Here is a 16,302-nt window from a genome sequence, read left to right as displayed (position 1 = left end):
ATGACCGAACAACGCCATGCAGAGCTGGGTCTGCACCTGGCTGACGACGAGGCCGGCGGGCAGGACCCGCACGAGCAGCTCAAGCGGCGCGAGGTGGCGCGGCGCACGCGCATCGCCGCGCTGGTGGTGCTGGCGCTGCTGGTGGTGGGCGCCGGGCGCACCATGATCAGCCGCTACGCCAACGCCAAGGCGCTCAAGACCGGCACCGAGGAGCGCGCCATGCAGTACGTGCAGACGGCGCTGCCGCAGACCGGCAGCAGCCAGTCGCTGGCGCTGCCGGGCACGCTGCAGGGTTACGTGCAGGCGCCCATCGCCGCGCGCGCCAACGGCTACGTGAAGCGCTGGACCAAGGATATCGGCGCGCGCGTGGAGAAGGGCGAGCTGCTGGCCGAGATCGAGACCCCGGAAATCGACCAGCAGTTGAGCCAGGCCATCGCCGCGCGCGAGCAGGCCGCCTCCAGCCTCGCGCTGGCGCGCAGCACGGTGGAGCGCTGGGAAGGGCTGCGCAAGAAAGACGTGGTGTCGCAGCAGGAACTGGACGAGCGCCGCAGCGCGGTGACGCAGGGCGTGGCCAACGTGGCCGCGGCCGACGCCAACGTGCAGCGCCTGCGCCAGCTCGAAGGCTTCAAGCGCGTGGTGGCGCCGTTCTCCGGCATCATCACGCGCCGCAGCGTCGACGTGGGCGACCTGATCGACGGCAACCGGCAGCTGTTCCTGCTCTCGCAGACCGATCCGCTACGCGTCTACGTCAACGTGCCGCAGAGCTACGCCAACCTCGTCAAGCCCGGCCAGGAAGTGGTGGTGACGCAGGTCGAACTGCGCGGCCAGGCCTTCAAGGGCGAGGTGGCGCGCACCGCCGCCTCGATCGACACCACCACCCGCACCATGCAGGTGGAAGTCAACCTGCCCAACCGCGAAGGCGCGCTGCTGCCCGGCGCCTACGTCACCGTCTCGCTGCCGCTCAAGAACAGCCAGGCGCTGCTGGCGCCGAGCAACGCGCTGCTGTTCCGCGGCGAAGGCACGCGCGTGGCCGTGGTGGACGCGCAGGGCAAGGTGACGCTGCGCCCGGTCAACCTCGGGCGCTACTACGGCACCACGGTGGAAGTGCTGGACGGGCTCGGCCTGCAGGACCGGCTGGTGCTCAACCCCTCCGACTCGATCGCCAACGGCGACCGCGTGGTGCTGGCGCCGGTGGCGCAGAACGGCGCGAAGAACGGCGCGGAGGGTGCCGGGCAGGGCGCAGGACAACAAAGCGCGGGACAAAGCGCCGCGCCGGCGGCGGAGGCCAAGCGATGAGGCTGCGGCGCCCGTCGCCGGTCCTCGCGCCGGCGCTTGCCGCGGCCCTCGCCGCGGCGATCCTGCTCGGCGGCTGCGCGGCCGGCCCCGACTACCGCAAGCCCGATTCCGAGCTGCCCGCGGCATGGAAGATCGAGCCGCCGTGGCGCGAAAGCACGCCCGGCGACAGCGTGGCCAAGGGCACCTGGTGGGAACGCTTCGGCGATGCCCGCCTCGATGCGCTCGAGCAGCAGGCGCTGGCGGCCAACCCCACGCTGGCCGTGGCCAATGCCCGCCTGGCGCAGGCCCGCGCGCAGGCCAACGCGGCCAATGCCGGGCTGTTCCCGCAGATCGGCATCAATGCGCGCGCGCAGCGCGCGGCCATCTCCGCCAACCGCCCGCTGACCAACTATGTGGCGCCGAATTTCGGCACCGTGCAGAACGACCTCACGCCCTCGTTCACGGTGGGCTACGAGCTCGACCTGGCCGGCCGCGTGCGGCGCACCATCGAAAGCGCCGAGGCCTCGGCGCAGCAGTCGCAGGCCGATTTCGAGAACGTGCGGCTGCTGCTGACCACCGACCTCGCCGCCAACTACTACAACCTGCGCGCGCTCGACATCGAGATCGATGTGCTGCAGCGCTCCATCGCGCTGCAGCGCCGCGCGCTCGATCTGGTCAGTGCGCGCCACGACCTCGGCGCCGCGTCCGGGCTGGATCTGGCGCAGCAGCAGGCGCTGCTCGACGCGACGCTCACCCAGGTGGACGTGCTGGCCAAGCAGCGCAGCCAGTTCGAGCACGCCATCGCCACGCTCACCGGCACCGCCGCGCCGCTGTTCGCGCTGGCGCCCGAGGTGGCGGAGCTGGTGCCGCCCGCGGTGCCGCTCGGCGTGCCGTCCGACGTGCTGGAGCGCCGGCCCGACGTGGCCTCGGCCGAACGCGCGATGGCCGCGGCCAACGCGCAGATCGGCGTGGCCAAGTCCGCGTTCTATCCGAGCGTGATACTCGGCTCGGCGATCGGCGGCGAGAGCGGCGCGTTCGGCTCGCTGTTCAACCTGCCCAGCCTGGTGTGGTCGGTCGGCGCCACGGCGGCGGTGACGCTGTTCGACGGCGGCAAGCTGCGCGCCAACCTGTCGTTCGCGCAGGCCGGTTACGACGGCACCGTGGCCAACTACCGCCGCGTGGTGCTGACCGCGATGCAGGAAGTGGAAGACGGCATCACCGGCCTGTCCGCGCTGTCGCGCGCCAACGACCAGCAGCGGCGCGCCGTGGGCAGCGCGCGCCAGGTGCTCGACATGGCCACCGCGCGCTACGAAGGCGGCGCCACCGGCTACCTCGACGTGATCACGGCCCAGCAGGGCCTGCTCGGCGCCGAGCGCACGGCGGCGCAACTGCGCGGCCAGCAGATGCTGACCGCGGTGTTCCTGGTCAAGGCGCTGGGCGGCGACTGGGGCGGCGCCTCGACGCTGGCCGATGGCGGGGCGAAGGCGATGAAGGGGATGAAGCAGGTGGCGGCGAAGTAGCGGATGGGTCCGGCGGCGTGGCTGGCCATGCCGAAGGTTTGCACGCAAGCAGATTGCTCGCGTCATCAGCCCTGGCGCGAACCTCGACATACCGCTGGTTCGCTCCCCTCTCCCGCGTGCGGGAGCGGGAGAACACCTTGCCTGGGCTAGCTCTGGCGGCTTGGGCGTATCTGGCGGCTTCGGTCATTGCCCTGGCACGTTGCCCCGGAAAAAAAAGCGCCCGGACCAAGCCGGGCGCTTTTTACTTCCAAGGCCCCGAAGGGCCGCGCTGCTTTAGCGCTGCTTCAGCGCTGGTACGCCGGCGGCAGGAAGCCCGCGAAGCGCTGCTGCGTGGTCGCCTTGAATTCCGGCGACTGGTAGGCGTCGCGGATGTCCTTGACGAACGGCTTGCCGAGGTCGGCGGTGCGCACGGCCACCAGGTTCATGTAGTAGTCGGGAATCTTCTCCAGCGACAGCGCCTCGGTCAGCTTCAGGCCGGAGGACAGCGCGAAGTTGCCGTTGACGAAGGCGTAGTCCACGTCGTCGAGTGAGCGCGGCAGCTGCGCGGCTTCGAGCTGGATCAGCTTGAGCTTGTTCGGGTTGGTCTCGATGTCGCGCTCGCTGGCGCGGATCGTGTCGGTGCCGGGCTTGAGCGTGACCCAGCCGATCTGCTGCAGGATCGCGATGGCGCGCGCCAGGTTGGACGGATCGTTGGGCAGCGAGACGGTGGCGCCCGGCTTCACTTCGGCCAGGGTCTTGTGCTTGTGGCTGTAGATGCCGATCGGCGCGGTCGGCACCTGCAGCACCTCGGACAGTTGCAGCTTGCGGTCGCCGGCGAACTTCTTCAGGTAGGCCACGTGCTGGAAGGCGTTGGCGTCGATGGCGCCATCGGCCAGCGCCAGGTTGGGCTGCACGTAGTCGCTGAATTCGACGATGGTGACCTTGTAGCCCTTCTTCTCCAGCAGCGGCTTGATGCCGTAGCGGATCTGGTCGGAGTACGGGCCGGCGGTGGCGCCGAAGCGGATTTCCTTCTTGTCCGGATCGGCCGCGCCGGCCGTCTGGATCACGCCGAGGGCAAGCACCGCGGCAATCAGTCGAATCCCGAAACCCATTTTCATCAAAGCTCCCCGTGTCGTTGGTGTGTATACCGTGCCCGCGCGCGCTTTCAGCGGCGGGCGAGGGAGCCATTGTAGGGGGCTACCTATGCGCAAGGAACGAGTAAATATGCATGGGCATATAACTCGGGCGAATAAGGCGGATGGGTCTGGCGGGGTGGTGTGCGATGCGCCTGCCCTTTCCCCCGGTGCCTCTCCCGCGGGCGGGAGAGGGGAGAAAACCGGCGGGAAACGACAGGCACGGCGGGCAGCGCGCCGGCTTCAGGCCGCCGCCAGCGCCCGGTCGAGGTCTTCGAGCAGGTCGTCGATATGCTCGATGCCGATCGACAGGCGCACCATGTCCTCGCTCACGCCGGCGGCCTTCAGTTCGGCGGCGTCGAGCTGGCGGTGGGTGGTGGAGGCCGGGTGCGTGGCCAGCGACTTGGCGTCGCCGATGTTGACCAGGCGCGTGAACAGCTGCAGCGCGTCGAGGAAGCGCGCGCCGGCCTCGCGGCCGCCGCTCTTGAGGCCGAACGACAGGATGCCGGGGCCGCGGCCGCCGAGGTAGCGCTGCACCAGCGCGTGGTCCGGGTGCTCGGGCAGGCCGGCGAAGTTGACCCACTCGACCTTGGGGCTGGCCTTGAGGTGGCGCGCCACGGCCAGCGCGTTCTCGGTGATGCGGTCCAGGCGCAGGGCCAGGGTCTCGATGCCTTGCAGGATCAGGAAGGCGTTGAACGGCGACAGCGCCGCGCCGGTATTGCGCAGCGGCACCACGCGCGCGCGGCCGATGTAGGCGGCCGGGCCCAGCGCTTCGGTGTAGACCACGCCGTGGTAGGACACGTCGGGTTCGTTCAGGCGCCTGAAGCGGGCCTTGTGCTCGGCCCACGGGAACTTGCCGCTGTCGACGATGGCGCCGCCCACGCTGTTGCCGTGGCCGCCCAGGTACTTGGTCAGCGAGTGCACCACGATGTCCGCGCCGTGCTCGAACGGCCGGCACAGGTAGGGCGAGGGCACGGTGTTGTCGACGATCAGCGGGATGCCGTGGCTGTGCGCGACCTTGGCGATGGCGGCGATGTCGACGATGTTGCCGAGCGGGTTGCCGACCGACTCGACGAAGATGGCCTTGGTACGCTCGTCGATCAGGTCGCCGAAGGCGGCCGGGTTGCGGCCGTCGGCGAAGCGCGTCTCGATGCCGGACAGCGGCAGCGTGTGCGCGAACAGGTTGTAGGTGCCGCCGTAGAGCTGGCTGGCCGAGACGATGTTGTCGCCGGCCTCGGCGATGGTCTGGATCGCGTAGGTGATGGCCGCCATGCCGGACGCCAGCGCCAGCGCGCCCACGCCGCCCTCGAGCGCGGCCAGGCGCTGCTCGAGCACGTCGTTGGTCGGGTTCATGATGCGGCTGTAGATATTGCCGGGCACCTTGAGGTCGAACAGGTCGGCGCCGTGCTGCGCGTTGTCGAAGGCGTAGGCCACGGTCTGGTAGATCGGCACCGCCACCGCGCGGGTGGTGGGATCGGGGGAGTAGCCGCCGTGGACTGCAATCGTCTCGAGTTTCATGTTGTGGTTGCTGGATCTATGGTGATGGGAAGCCTGCTGGGAGCGGGCATGGTAGCAGCGCGGGCCGGCGCCCGCCAAGGCGGTGGCCGGTGATCGCACCGGGCCGCGCGCGGCCCGTGCCGGCGCTGCCCGGCGATGTCCGTCGACGCCCGCCGCCCGGTCACTGGCTGGCGAGCGGGAAACTGGCCTGCCAGACGTTGTCCTTGACCTGGATCGGGGCCGGGATCAGCTTCTGCTGGTAAAACAGGTCGGCCACCTGCTGCTGGGCGGCCACCACGTCCGGCGTGACCGGGGTGGCGCCGTAGGGCACGCGCCGGAGCCAGGCTTCCACCACCTGCACTTCGAGGCCGACCGCGGGCGCGAGCAGGGCGGCGGTCTCGCCGGGGTTCTTCACCACCCACAGGCCGCTGGCGCGCAGTTGCTCGAGGATGGCGTTGACCGCCTGCGGGTGCGCCTTGACGAAGGCGCCGGCGGCTTCGTAGAAGTTGAACGGCGAGGGCACGTTTTCGTAGTCGGCGATGGTGCGCACCTTGAGGGCCTTCTGCGCCAGCGCGTAGTAGGGGTCCCACACCACCCAGGCGTCCACGTTGCCGCTCTCGAAGGCGGCGCGGGCGTCGGCCGGCGGCAGGTAGATCGGCTGGATGTCCTGCAGGCTCAGGCCGTTCTTCTTGAGCAGCTGCACCAGCAGGTAGTTGGAGCTGGAGCCCTTTTGCAGCGCGACGCGCCTGCCCTTGAGGTCGGCCACCGCGCGCACCGGGGACTTGTCGAGCACGAACAGGGCCTCGTTGGTCTTGCCACCGGGCTCGGCGCCGACGTAGACGAAGCTGGCGCGCGCGGCCTGGGCGAACACGGCCGGCGGCGCGCCGGTGTAGCCGAAGTCGATGCTGCCGGCGTTGAGCGCCTCCAGCAGCTGCGGGCCGGCCGGGAATTCCTTCCACTCGACCTTGAAGCCCAGCGGCGCGAGCTTCTTCTCGAGCGAGCCCTGGGCCTTGAGCACGGCGAGCAGGCCGGCCTTCTGGTAGCCCACGCGCACGGCCTGGTCGGCGGCGGCGGCGCTGGCGGACCAGGCCAGCACGGCGAAGGACAGGGCAAGGCCGAGGCGGCGGGGCCAGTTGCGCAACAGGGTCATGCGATTTCTCCGGAAGGGTGGCGGGGATCGGGAAGATCCGGCTGGGCCCTATGGTTGCGAAATCGCGGTGGCAGGGGAAGGAAGCTTATTGCATTTGGATAGAACCGGGCGGGCCGCCCGAGGTCAGACCGGAGGCCGCCGGCGCGGCGCGCAGGCGATGCGCGGACGGCGGAAGACCGCCGCGCGGGCCGCGCCCGCGCGTTGCAATTTGTGCAACTGCTTTCAAGGGTGCGCACCCTGCGACACCTTGCCGCAGTCAGGATGTTTCTGAACAAGCGCACCGTTCACCGCACGATCGCGCGAGATGTCGTATTGTCCTGTTTGGCGGACAGTGTGTTCCTGTTCCAGGGTTTACCCTCGTTGTTGCGATGCGGTAGATTCGCGCCACGATGTCTGACGGCCCCCGATTCTCATCAATAAACCACGTTTGCCGCACCGGCAGGCGTGTCGAGCATCGTCACCGCAACATCCTCCTGTGTGGACCACCGCAGTCCCGCAACGCTCTGTCCAGCAAGGACCGGGCCATCCTGCCCAACCCGTCCCACAAGGACCAGGCCAGTCCGCCGCTGATTGGCGCTTCTCCGGGCCGGCAGGCCGCCTGAACCGAGTTTCCCCCAAGCCTTAAGTCGTCTGCCTCTTGCTTGCGCATCGGGCGGCAAAACCACGCCGCGCCGTCGTTCCGTGGCTTACTCAACCAGTCGTGACATGAAGATACCCGAACTTCCGCGTTGGACGCGGTTCCTGCCCGGTGGCGCCCTGCTGCTGCTGGCCGGCTGCAACATGACCGTGCTAGATCCGAAGGGCCAGATCGGCGCCGACGAAAAGAACATCATCCTGATCGCGACCTGGCTGATGCTGCTGGTGGTGGTGCCGGTGATCATCCTGGTGTTCACCTTTGCCTGGAAGTACCGCGCAAGCAACAAGAACGCCCGCTACGAGCCGGACTGGTCGCACTCGACCGGGATCGAGGTGGTGGTGTGGCTGATCCCGTGCCTGATCATCCTGGTGCTGGGCATCATCACCTGGAAGTCCTCGCACGACCTGGACCCGTACAAGCCCATCGAGTCGGACGTCAAGCCGATCACGATCGAGGCCGTGGCGCTGAACTGGAAGTGGCTGTTCATCTATCCCGAACTGCACATCGCCACCGTCAACGAGATCGCGTTCCCGGTCAACACGCCGGTGAACTTCAAGATCACGTCCGATTCGATCATGAACTCCTTCTTCATCCCGCAGCTGGGCAGCCAGATCTACGCGATGGCGGGGATGGAGACCAAGCTGCACCTGATCGCCAACGAAGCCGGCAGCTATGACGGCATGTCCGCGAACTACAGCGGCGGCGGCTTCTCGGGCATGAAGTTCAAGGCCAAGGCCGTGTCGAACTTCGACTTCGAACAGTGGGTCAAGCAGGTCCGCGCCTCGTCGCGCGAGCTGAACCTGGCCGACTACGAACAACTGGCCAAGCCCAGCGAGAAGGAACCCGTGACGCTGTTCGCCAAGGTCGATCCGCAGCTGTACCACGGCATCCTGCACAAGTACATGGACGGCGCCGGCGGCGCGATCGCCGGCAACGGCACCTCGTTCGGTCCTGTCTGCACCTCGCGCAACACCCTCGGCGAGAGCCAGGTGTCCCTGGCCGCGCCCGCTAAGTCGGCGCCGGGCTCGAATTCCTAGGAGTAATGATGTTTGGCAAATTGAGTTTGGATGCCATCCCGTTCCACGAGCCCATCGTCATGGGCACGTTGTCGGTGGTGGCCCTGGGCGCGCTGGCGGTGTTCGCGCTGATCACCTACACCCGCAAGTGGGGCTGGCTGTGGAATGAGTGGTTCACCTCGGTCGACCACAAGAAGATCGGCATCATGTATTCGGCCGTGGCGATGGTCATGCTGCTGCGCGGCTTCGCCGACGCGATCATGATGCGCACGCAGCTGGCGCTGTCCACCAACGGCTCGCCGGGCATCCTGCCGCCCGAGCACTACGACCAGATCTTCACCGCCCACGGCGTGATCATGATCTTCTTCGTGGCGATGCCGCTGATGACGGGCCTGATGAACCTGGTCGTGCCGCTGCAGATCGGCGCGCGCGACGTGGCCTTCCCGTTCCTCAACACGCTGAGCTTCTGGCTGTTCGTGGCCGGCGCGATGCTGGTCAACGTCTCGCTGGGCGTCGGCGAGTTCGCGCGCACCGGCTGGCTGGCCTACCCGCCGCTGTCGGGCCTGCAGTTCAGCCCCGGCGTGGGCGTGGACTACTACCTGTGGAGCCTGCAGATCTCCGGCCTGGGCACCTTGCTCACCGGCGTGAACTTCCTGGTCACCATCCTCAAGATGCGCGCCCCGGGCATGACCCTGATGCGCATGCCGGTGTTTACCTGGACCGCGCTGTGCACCAACGTGCTGATCATCGCCTCGTTCCCGGTGCTGACGGTCTCGCTGGCGCTGCTGGGCCTGGACCGCTACTTCGACATGCACTTCTTCACGAACGAAATGGGCGGCAACGCCATGATGTACGTGAACCTGATCTGGATCTGGGGCCACCCCGAGGTGTACATCCTGGTGCTGCCGGCATTCGGCATCTTCTCCGAAGTCATCTCGACCTTCTCGGGCAAGAAGCTGTTCGGCTACAAGGGCATGGTCTACGCGACCTGCGCCATCATGGTGCTGTCGTTCCTGGTCTGGCTGCACCACTTCTTCACGATGGGCTCCGGCGCCAGCGTGAACGCGTTCTTTGGCATCACCACCATGATCATCTCCATCCCGACCGGGGTGAAGATCTTCAACTGGCTGTTCACCATGTACCGCGGCCGCGTGCGCATGACCACGCCGGTGATGTGGACGCTGGGCTTCATGGTCACGTTCGTGATCGGCGGCATGACCGGCGTGCTGATGGCCGTGCCCGCCGCTGACTTCGTGCTGCACAACAGCCTGTTCCTGATCGCCCACTTCCACAACGTGATCATCGGCGGCGTGCTGTTCGGCTACCTGGCCGGCATCACCTACTGGTTCCCGAAGGCGTTCGGCTTCAAGCTCGACGAGCGCCTGGGCAAGTGCGCCTTCTGGTGCTGGCTGGTCGGCTTCTACCTGGCCTTCATGCCGCTGTACGTGCTCGGCTTCATGGGCATGACCCGCCGCCTGAACCACACCGACAACCCGGCCTGGAACCCGTTCCTGTACGTGGCCGTGTGCGGCGCCGCGCTGATCGGCCTGGGCGTGGTGTTCCAGGTGCTGCAGATCGTAGTGAGCGTGCGCAACCGCAAGGCGCTGGCCGACGTCACGGGCGATCCGTGGAACGGCCGCACGCTGGAGTGGTCCACCTCGTCGCCGCCGCCGTTCTACAACTTCGCGCACACCCCGGTGGTGCGTGACCTGGACGCCTTCGCCGACATGAAGGCCCGCGGCGAAGCGCCCAAGCAGGAAGCGCACTACGAGCAGATCCACATGCCGAAGAACACCGGCGCCGGCTTCTACATGGGCGCGTTCAGCTTCGTGCTGGGCTTCGCCGCGACCTGGCACATCTGGTGGCTGGCGATCGTGGGCCTGGTGGGCATGATCGTGTCCTTCATCTTCCGCAGCAACGACGACCACATCGACTACTACGTGCCCGCACGCGAAGTCGAGGCAGTCGAAAAGACCCACTTCCAGCGCGTCGCGTCGCAGGCCTGAAACCTATGTCCACACAAGTCCTAGACCGTCATTCCGCGCATGCCGCAGGGCATGCCCATGACCATTCGCACGACCACGCCCATCACGACACCAGCGCCAACACCGTGTTCGGCTTCTGGGTCTACCTGATGAGCGACTGCATCATCTTCGCCGGTCTGTTCGCCGCTTTCGCGGTGCTGCGCGGCGAAGTGGCGGGCGGCCCCTCGGGCAAGGAACTGTTCGAACTGAACTACGTCCTGGTCGAGACCTTCCTGCTGCTGTTCTCGAGCCTGACCTCGGGCATGGCGATGGTGGCCCTGCACAACGGCCAGAAGTCCCGCCTGCAGTTCTGGCTGGCCATCACCTTCCTGTTCGGCGTGGCCTTCATCGGCATGGAAATCAACGAGTTCCATCACATGATCGCCGAAGGCGCGGGCCCGAACCGCAGCGCCTTCCTGTCGTCGTTCTTCACGCTGGTCGGCACCCACGGCCTGCACGTGGCCAGCGGCCTGCTGTGGATGGCCGTGCTGATCTGGCAGATCGCCCGCAAGGGCCTGACGCCGACGGTGGGCAAGCGCCTGGCGTGCTTCGCGCTGTTCTGGCACTTTCTGGACATCGTCTGGATCGGCGTGTTCACCGTGGTCTACCTGATGGGAGCGATGTAATGGAACACAGCAACGTCTCGACCGCCGGCCACGGCGCGCACGGCACCAGCGCCGGCGGCGCCAGCCACAGCAGCGTCAAGAACTACGTGATCGGCTTCGTGCTGGCGGTCATCCTGACCGTCATCCCGTTCCGCCTGGTGATGGGCGGCGGCGGCACGGTCGCCGCCGGCACCACGCTGGCCGTCATCCTCGGCCTGGCCGTGGTGCAGATCGTGGTGCACCTGGTGTACTTCCTGCACATGGACCGTTCCTCGGAGCAGCGCTGGAACGTGATGGCGCTGGCCTTCACCGCGCTGATCCTGCTGATCGTGATCGCAGGTTCGCTGTGGATCATGCACAACATGAACCAGAACATGATGGTGCACTGAGGATCTTCCTCCGGCGTAACGACAAAGGCGGCCCGCGGGCCGCCTTTGTCGTTTCCGGAGTCCGGCTGCCTATGCCGCCGCGCGCGCGTGCGCCGCGTGGTTGGCCGGCTCGCCCGCCTTGGGCGCGCCGGACTTGACCGCGACGCTGCGCCGGCCGTCCACGCCGACCGGCACGTCGCCGGCGATGGTCACGCGCCGCACCACGCGCTTGGCGTCGCCGTAGTCGTTGATGGCGTAGTGCTGGGTGGCGCGGTTGTCCCAGATCGCCACGTCGCCGGCGCGCCAGCGCCAGCGCACGGTGTTCTCCAGGCGGTGCACGTGGTCCTGCAGCACGGCCACGAGGTGCTGCGAGTCCGAGCCCGAATAGCCGAGCAGCTTCTTGACGAAATGCCCGAGCACCAGCGTGCGCTCGCCGGTTTCCGGGTGCACGCGCACCACCGGGTGCTCGGTCTCGTAGATGGCCGAGGTGAAGACCTCGCGGTAGCGCTTGATGGCATCGGTGCTGACCGTGGCGCGCGTGGCGGCGTAGTCGTAGTCGTTGGTGTGCAGCGCCCACAGGCGGTCGGCCAGCTCGCGCAGGCCCTCGGGCAGGTCCTGGTAGGCGGTGGCGGTGTTGGCCCACACGGTGTCGCCGCCGGCGGCCGGGATGATCACGCCGCGCAGCACCGAGACCTGCGGGTAGGCCAGGTCGAAGGTGACGTCGGTATGCCAGGAGTTGGCGCGCCCGCCGTGCTCGGAGTCGAGCTCCAGCAGGAAGCGCGTGCCGTCGCGCGAGGGCACGGTGGGGTGGGGCACCGGCGTGCCGAACAGGCTGGCGAAGCCTTCCTGCGCGGCGTCGTCGAGATGGTCCTGGCCGCGGAAGAACAGCACCTTGTGGCGCAGCAGCGCCGCGCGCACGGCGGCAAAGGTGGCGGCGTCGAGCTGCGGCGAGAGCCGCACGCCGCGGATCTCCGCGCCGATGCGCCCGGCTACCGGGTGGATGTCGAGTTCGACTTGCGATGCGGCGTGCTGCTGGGTCATGGCGTTCTCCCGTGGGTCTATGTCCTGCGTTGGTGTCCGGCGCCTGCCGGCGCGCTTCAGATTTCAGATGGCGAAGCGGATATTGGGCGGCAGCCGCGTGGCGTCCGCGTCCGGCTCGCGCTTGACCGGCGCCTCGGCCAGCTCGGCCAGGCGCCCGGTGAATTCCCGCAGCACGTCGTCCTTGACGCGCGCGAAGGCGGCCGAGGCGCGCTCGCGCGGGTGCGGCAGCGGCACCGGCAGGATGCGGCGGATGCGGCCCGGGCGCGGCTCCATCACCACCACGCGGTCGCCCAGGTAGACGGCTTCCTCCACGTCGTGCGTGACCAGGATCATGGTGATGCCTTCGGCCTGCCAGATGCGGTGCAGCTCCTGCTGCAGGTAGGCACGCGTGAGCGCGTCGAGCGCGCCGAACGGCTCGTCGAGCAGCAGGATTTCCGGGCGCGTGACCAGCGCGCGCGCGATCGCCACGCGCTGCGACATGCCGCCGGACAACTGGTGCGGAAACGCGGTCTCGAAGCCGGCCAGCCCGACCAGCTCGATGTGCTCGCGCACCGTGCGGCGCTTGTCGGTCTCGGTGATGTTGGCGTTGAGCAGCGCCATGCGGATGTTCTGCTCCACCGTCAGCCACGGGAACAGCCGGTGCTCCTGGAACACGATGCCGCGGTCCAGGCTGGTGCCCGCCACGCGCTTGCCGTCGAGCAGGATCTCGCCCTTGTAGTCTTCTTCCAGCCCGACCACCAGCCGCAGCAGGGTGGACTTGCCGCAGCCGCTGGCGCCGACGATGCTGACGAACTCGCCCGGGGCGATCGACAGCGTGATGTCCTCCAGCACAGGCAGGGCCGCGCCCTTGACCTGGTATTGCTTGCGCAGGTGCTCGATGCTGAGCGTGCCGGCGTGCGCCATGTGGTTCTCCGGAAAAGATGAGGCAGTGCGAAGAAAAGGGAAAGGGAGGTGCGGTCAAAGAGAAGCGAAGCGGTCCTGGCCAGGCGCGCGGCGCAGACAGTACAAGCGGTACGGCAGGGCCGCGCGACGACGCCAGGATCTCTTTGATCGTGCCTCCTAGAAGGCGGCGACCGAGCGGCCGCGCCAGGCCAGCAGGCGGCCTTCGATGCGGCTGGCGATCCAGTTCAGCGTGAAGCCGACCAGCCCGACCACGATCACGCCGAAGATCACCAGGTCCATCCAGAAATTCTCGCGGCCGTCGATCATGGTGTTGCCGATGCCCTTGCCGGCCACCAGCAGGTATTCGGCGCCGAGCGTGGCCAGCCACGCATAGATCAGCGCCAGGTGGATGCCGGCGAAGATCGACGGCGAGGCCGCCGGCAGTACCACGCGCAGCAGCACCTGCCAGCGCGAATACTTCAGCACGCGCGCGACCTCCAGCAGGTCGGCCGGCACGCCGCGGATGCCCTCGAAGGTGTTGAGCACCACCGGGAAGAACGCCGCCAGCGAGAGGAACACCACCTTGGCGGTGTCGCCGAGGCCGAACCACACCGAGATCAGCGGGATCCACGCGAACAGCGAGATCTGCTTGATGGTGTGGAAAGTGGGCCCGGCCAGCTGCTCGAACAGGCGCGACAGCCCCAGCGCCGCGCCGAACGCCAGCCCCACGCTGGCGCCCAGCGCGAAGCCGGCCAGGTCGCGCCACAGGCTGGCGCGCAGCGCCTCGAACAGGGCGCCGCTGCGCACCTGCTGCACCGCCGTGTCCCACACCTTGGAGACCGGCACCAGCAGCGGCGAGGTGCTCCAGCCGAAGCGCACCGCGGCCCACCACAGCACCACCAGGGCGATCGGCAGGACCCAGCCGCGCAGCGGCCGGGGAATGCGCAGGGCGCGTTTGGATGATTCCGCCATCTTGGTTCCTTCGCTATCGGTTCGTCGTGCGGCCAGGAAGGGCGATCACAGGCCGGGCTTGCGCCAGCGCAGCACCGCCGCCTCGGCCAGCGCCAGCGCCTTGTCCAGCGCGAAGCCGACCGCGCCGACCACGATCACCGCGGCGATCACCATGTCGAGCTGGAACAGCTGGCGGCCGTACACGATCATGTAGCCCAGCCCCTCCGACGAGGCCAGCAGCTCCACCACCACCAGCGCCAGCCACGCATGCGTGAGGCCGTAGCGGATGCCGTTCCAGATCGGGGCGGCGGCGGCCGGGAACACCACGCGCGACAGCATCTGCCAGCGCGTGAAGCGCAGCACGCGCGCCACCTCGATGTAGCGCGTGGGCACGTTCTGGATGCCCTTGTAGGTGTTGAGCGCGATCGGCACCAGCGAGGCCTTGGCGATCAGGATGATCTTGAGCGCCTCGTCGATGCCCACCAGCAGCATCAGCAGCGGCAGCCAGCCCAGCACCGGCACCTGGCTGAAGGCCTTGAAGGTGGGGTAGACGTAGTCGCGGAAATTCGGCGACAGGCCCATGCCCACGCCGAGCGCGAGGCCGCCGGCCAGGCCCACGGCAAAACCGCCGGCCACGCGCATCGCGCTGACGGCGAGGTTGGCCTGCAGTTCGCCGCTCTGGTAGAGGTCGGAGAGCGTGTGCCACACCGCGTCGGGCGCGGGCAGCACCTGCGGCGGGATCCACTCGAAGCGCGCCGCCACGTACCAGCCCAGCAGCAGCGCCAGCGGCACCGGCCACGCCAGCAGCCACGCCAGGTGCTGGCGGCCGGGGCGCCAGCGGCGCGGGGGCGCGGCGCTTTCCGTGGCGGCGGGTCCCGCCGGCGGCAGCGCCAGGGTTTCGTTGGCCGCCATCGCGTCAGGCTCCGAGGATCTTGCCGTTGGCCTGGTAGACCGGCCAGTAGCTCTGCAGGCTCAGGTCGTCCAGCGCCGCCTTGAGGAAGCGCGTGTCGATCCACTGGTCCACGTCGAAGCGCGCGCGCGACAGGCGCAGGCGGTAGGCCTGCTCGGTGGCGTCCTTGTAGCGCGCCACCAGGAACGGGTCGAAGTTCGGGTTCACGCGCACGCGCAGCGGCTCGCCTTCGTAGTCTTCCTTCCAGTGCTCGTAGGGCGTGCCGGCGCGCGCCCAGGTGTGCAGCACGTCGTCGCGGTTCTTTTCGTCCGAGGCCCAGCGCGCGGCCTGCACCGAGGTCTTGACGAACTGCTGGGTGGCTTCGGGGTACTTGCTGGCGAACTCGTCGGTCACCAGCACGTGGCTCTGGCGCGTGTAGATCGGCGACTGGTTCTTGCTCGAATAGAGGATGCGCACCGCGCCCTTGTCGCGCAGGCGCAGGATGTCCATCGCGCCGATGGCGGCGTCGAGGTCGCGCGTGGTGAGCGCGGCCAGGTAGCTCGCGGTGTCGAGGTTGAGCAGGCGCAGGTCCTTCTCGGCGAGGCCGTTGGCTTCGAGCAGGCGCAGCGCCGGCAGATGCATGTTGGTGCCCTTGAACAGCGACACACGCTTGCCGCGCAGGTCCGCCACGGTCTTGAGCGGCGAATCGGGCGGCACGCCGATATAGATATTGGTGCGCACGCTGGTGGCCAGCACCAGCCGCGTCTTCAGGCCGGCGGCGCGCGCCACGATGGCGGGCAGGTCGCCCTGCAGCGCGAAATCCAGTTGCTTCGTGCTGAGCGCTTCGTTGACGGCCGGGCCCGCGCCCTTGAAGAAGTACCACTCGACGCGCGTGCCGGCCGGCTTGAAGGCTTCCTCCAGCCAGCCGCGCGCGTGGGCGATCGACAGCGAGCTGCCGCCGAAGCTGGGCGGCGTGCCGGTGGCCGGCTGCGCCACGCCGATGCGGATGACGTCCGGGCGCGCCGCGCCGGTGGCGCTGAACACGCTCAGCGGGGTGGACGCGGCGGCGACGCCAAGGCCGGACCAGGCAAGGTGTTTGAGCAGGCTGCGGCGCGTGAGGGGCATTGTGTTCTTGTTCCTGTGCGGGGCGGTGGTCGGGGAATCGACGGCTCCCAAGATACGCGGCGCCCGCGGCGCGGCAGAAGGAATGTTTTTGGCTTTGGTTATCGGCTACGCGCATATGCGGCGGCGCATATGGGCATGCGTTTTCCTTCCTTCCGCGAGGCCGCGCGCAGGCATAGAGTGCGCGGTTTCCGGCGGTCGTTTCTTACGTGC

Annotated in this window: 14 protein-coding genes; 6 read left to right on the top strand and 8 right to left on the bottom strand. The window is 68.3% G+C overall.

The features are described 5' to 3' along the window. Positions 1-1,296: an efflux RND transporter periplasmic adaptor subunit gene (locus AC3WXD_RS05460; protein WP_059411454.1), complete on the top strand. Its 1,296-nt coding sequence runs from the start codon at positions 1-3 to the stop codon at positions 1,294-1,296. After that, positions 1,293-2,795: an efflux transporter outer membrane subunit gene (locus AC3WXD_RS05455; protein WP_492323224.1), complete on the top strand. Its 1,503-nt coding sequence runs from the start codon at positions 1,293-1,295 to the stop codon at positions 2,793-2,795. Before AC3WXD_RS05460 ends, AC3WXD_RS05455 begins: the two co-directional genes overlap by 4 nt. 284 nt (positions 2,796-3,079) lie before the next feature. Here AC3WXD_RS05455 and AC3WXD_RS05450 read toward each other — a convergent pair whose 3' ends face one another. The 3 genes from AC3WXD_RS05450 to AC3WXD_RS05440 all read right to left on the bottom strand — a co-directional run bounded on the left by AC3WXD_RS05450 (position 3,080) and on the right by AC3WXD_RS05440 (position 6,554). Continuing rightward, positions 3,080-3,892 (bottom strand): MetQ/NlpA family ABC transporter substrate-binding protein, encoded by an 813-nt coding sequence (locus tag AC3WXD_RS05450; protein WP_059411456.1) that lies wholly within the window; start codon positions 3,890-3,892, stop codon positions 3,080-3,082. Positions 3,893-4,150: 258 nt separating this feature from the next. Beyond that, positions 4,151-5,425 (bottom strand): O-acetylhomoserine aminocarboxypropyltransferase/cysteine synthase family protein, encoded by a 1,275-nt coding sequence (locus AC3WXD_RS05445; RefSeq protein WP_020203456.1) that lies wholly within the window; start codon positions 5,423-5,425, stop codon positions 4,151-4,153. Positions 5,426-5,585: 160 nt separating this feature from the next. Continuing rightward, on the bottom strand, positions 5,586-6,554 hold the full coding sequence (locus AC3WXD_RS05440) for an aliphatic sulfonate ABC transporter substrate-binding protein (protein ID WP_492323223.1): 969 nt from the start codon (positions 6,552-6,554) through the stop codon (positions 5,586-5,588). Positions 6,555-7,259: 705 nt separating this feature from the next. On the opposite strand from AC3WXD_RS05440, the gene cyoA reads away from it, so the two are divergent. From cyoA to AC3WXD_RS05420, 4 genes are read left to right on the top strand one after another with little or no spacing between them, the layout of a single operon-like run. Continuing rightward, complete coding sequence (gene cyoA, locus AC3WXD_RS05435) at positions 7,260-8,228, top strand: ubiquinol oxidase subunit II (protein ID WP_020203454.1); 969 nt, start codon at positions 7,260-7,262, stop codon at positions 8,226-8,228. An 8-nt stretch (positions 8,229-8,236) separates the two neighbouring features. Beyond that, positions 8,237-10,213, top strand: a complete 1,977-nt coding sequence (gene cyoB, locus AC3WXD_RS05430; RefSeq protein WP_029043706.1) for a cytochrome o ubiquinol oxidase subunit I — start codon at positions 8,237-8,239, stop codon at positions 10,211-10,213. A 5-nt stretch (positions 10,214-10,218) separates the two neighbouring features. Beyond that, positions 10,219-10,857: a cytochrome o ubiquinol oxidase subunit III gene (cyoC, locus tag AC3WXD_RS05425; protein ID WP_020203452.1), complete on the top strand. Its 639-nt coding sequence runs from the start codon at positions 10,219-10,221 to the stop codon at positions 10,855-10,857. Then, positions 10,857-11,225: a cytochrome o ubiquinol oxidase subunit IV gene (locus AC3WXD_RS05420; RefSeq protein WP_020203451.1), complete on the top strand. Its 369-nt coding sequence runs from the start codon at positions 10,857-10,859 to the stop codon at positions 11,223-11,225. The genes cyoC and AC3WXD_RS05420 overlap by 1 nt, the downstream gene beginning before the upstream one ends. 69 nt (positions 11,226-11,294) lie before the next feature. On the opposite strand, the gene AC3WXD_RS05415 is transcribed toward AC3WXD_RS05420, so the two are convergent. From AC3WXD_RS05415 to AC3WXD_RS05395, 5 genes are all read right to left on the bottom strand, one after another. Next, positions 11,295-12,245 (bottom strand): TauD/TfdA dioxygenase family protein, encoded by a 951-nt coding sequence (locus AC3WXD_RS05415; protein WP_492323222.1) that lies wholly within the window; start codon positions 12,243-12,245, stop codon positions 11,295-11,297. Between the two features lie 63 nt (positions 12,246-12,308). After that, complete coding sequence (locus AC3WXD_RS05410; RefSeq protein ID WP_492323221.1) at positions 12,309-13,148, bottom strand: ABC transporter ATP-binding protein; 840 nt, start codon at positions 13,146-13,148, stop codon at positions 12,309-12,311. Between the two features lie 156 nt (positions 13,149-13,304). After that, positions 13,305-14,099, bottom strand: a complete 795-nt coding sequence (locus tag AC3WXD_RS05405) for an ABC transporter permease (protein ID WP_454733485.1) — start codon at positions 14,097-14,099, stop codon at positions 13,305-13,307. Between the two features lie 45 nt (positions 14,100-14,144). Then, entirely contained in the window at positions 14,145-14,990 is an 846-nt protein-coding gene (locus tag AC3WXD_RS05400; RefSeq protein WP_059411462.1) for an ABC transporter permease, read from the bottom strand. A 4-nt stretch (positions 14,991-14,994) separates the two neighbouring features. Then, positions 14,995-16,092 carry an ABC transporter substrate-binding protein gene (locus AC3WXD_RS05395; RefSeq protein WP_492323220.1) on the bottom strand — a complete coding sequence of 366 codons (1,098 nt, stop codon included), beginning with the start codon at positions 16,090-16,092 and terminating at the stop codon, positions 14,995-14,997. Between the last annotated feature and the right edge of the window lie 210 nt (positions 16,093-16,302).

The sequence above is a fragment of the Cupriavidus sp. FW216-B1 genome, from assembly GCF_058789195.1.
The sequence above is the reverse complement of the archived record's forward strand: the minus strand, read 5'-3'. Positions and strand labels throughout refer to the sequence as shown.

Coding starts and splice junctions, on each gene's coding strand:
- AC3WXD_RS05405 (WP_454733485.1), bottom strand. CDS start 14,099: ATGGCGGAATCATCCAAACGCGCCCTGCGCATTCCCCGGCCGCTGCGC.
- AC3WXD_RS05440 (WP_492323223.1), bottom strand. CDS start 6,554: ATGACCCTGTTGCGCAACTGGCCCCGCCGCCTCGGCCTTGCCCTGTCC.
- AC3WXD_RS05410 (WP_492323221.1), bottom strand. CDS start 13,148: ATGGCGCACGCCGGCACGCTCAGCATCGAGCACCTGCGCAAGCAATAC.
- AC3WXD_RS05415 (WP_492323222.1), bottom strand. CDS start 12,245: ATGACCCAGCAGCACGCCGCATCGCAAGTCGAACTCGACATCCACCCG.
- AC3WXD_RS05445 (WP_020203456.1), bottom strand. CDS start 5,425: ATGAAACTCGAGACGATTGCAGTCCACGGCGGCTACTCCCCCGATCCC.
- AC3WXD_RS05455 (WP_492323224.1), top strand. CDS start 1,293: ATGAGGCTGCGGCGCCCGTCGCCGGTCCTCGCGCCGGCGCTTGCCGCG.
- AC3WXD_RS05460 (WP_059411454.1), top strand. CDS start 1: ATGACCGAACAACGCCATGCAGAGCTGGGTCTGCACCTGGCTGACGAC.
- cyoA (WP_020203454.1), top strand. CDS start 7,260: ATGAAGATACCCGAACTTCCGCGTTGGACGCGGTTCCTGCCCGGTGGC.
- cyoC (WP_020203452.1), top strand. CDS start 10,219: ATGTCCACACAAGTCCTAGACCGTCATTCCGCGCATGCCGCAGGGCAT.
- AC3WXD_RS05395 (WP_492323220.1), bottom strand. CDS start 16,092: ATGCCCCTCACGCGCCGCAGCCTGCTCAAACACCTTGCCTGGTCCGGC.
- cyoB (WP_029043706.1), top strand. CDS start 8,237: ATGTTTGGCAAATTGAGTTTGGATGCCATCCCGTTCCACGAGCCCATC.
- AC3WXD_RS05450 (WP_059411456.1), bottom strand. CDS start 3,892: ATGAAAATGGGTTTCGGGATTCGACTGATTGCCGCGGTGCTTGCCCTC.
- AC3WXD_RS05420 (WP_020203451.1), top strand. CDS start 10,857: ATGGAACACAGCAACGTCTCGACCGCCGGCCACGGCGCGCACGGCACC.
- AC3WXD_RS05400 (WP_059411462.1), bottom strand. CDS start 14,990: ATGGCGGCCAACGAAACCCTGGCGCTGCCGCCGGCGGGACCCGCCGCC.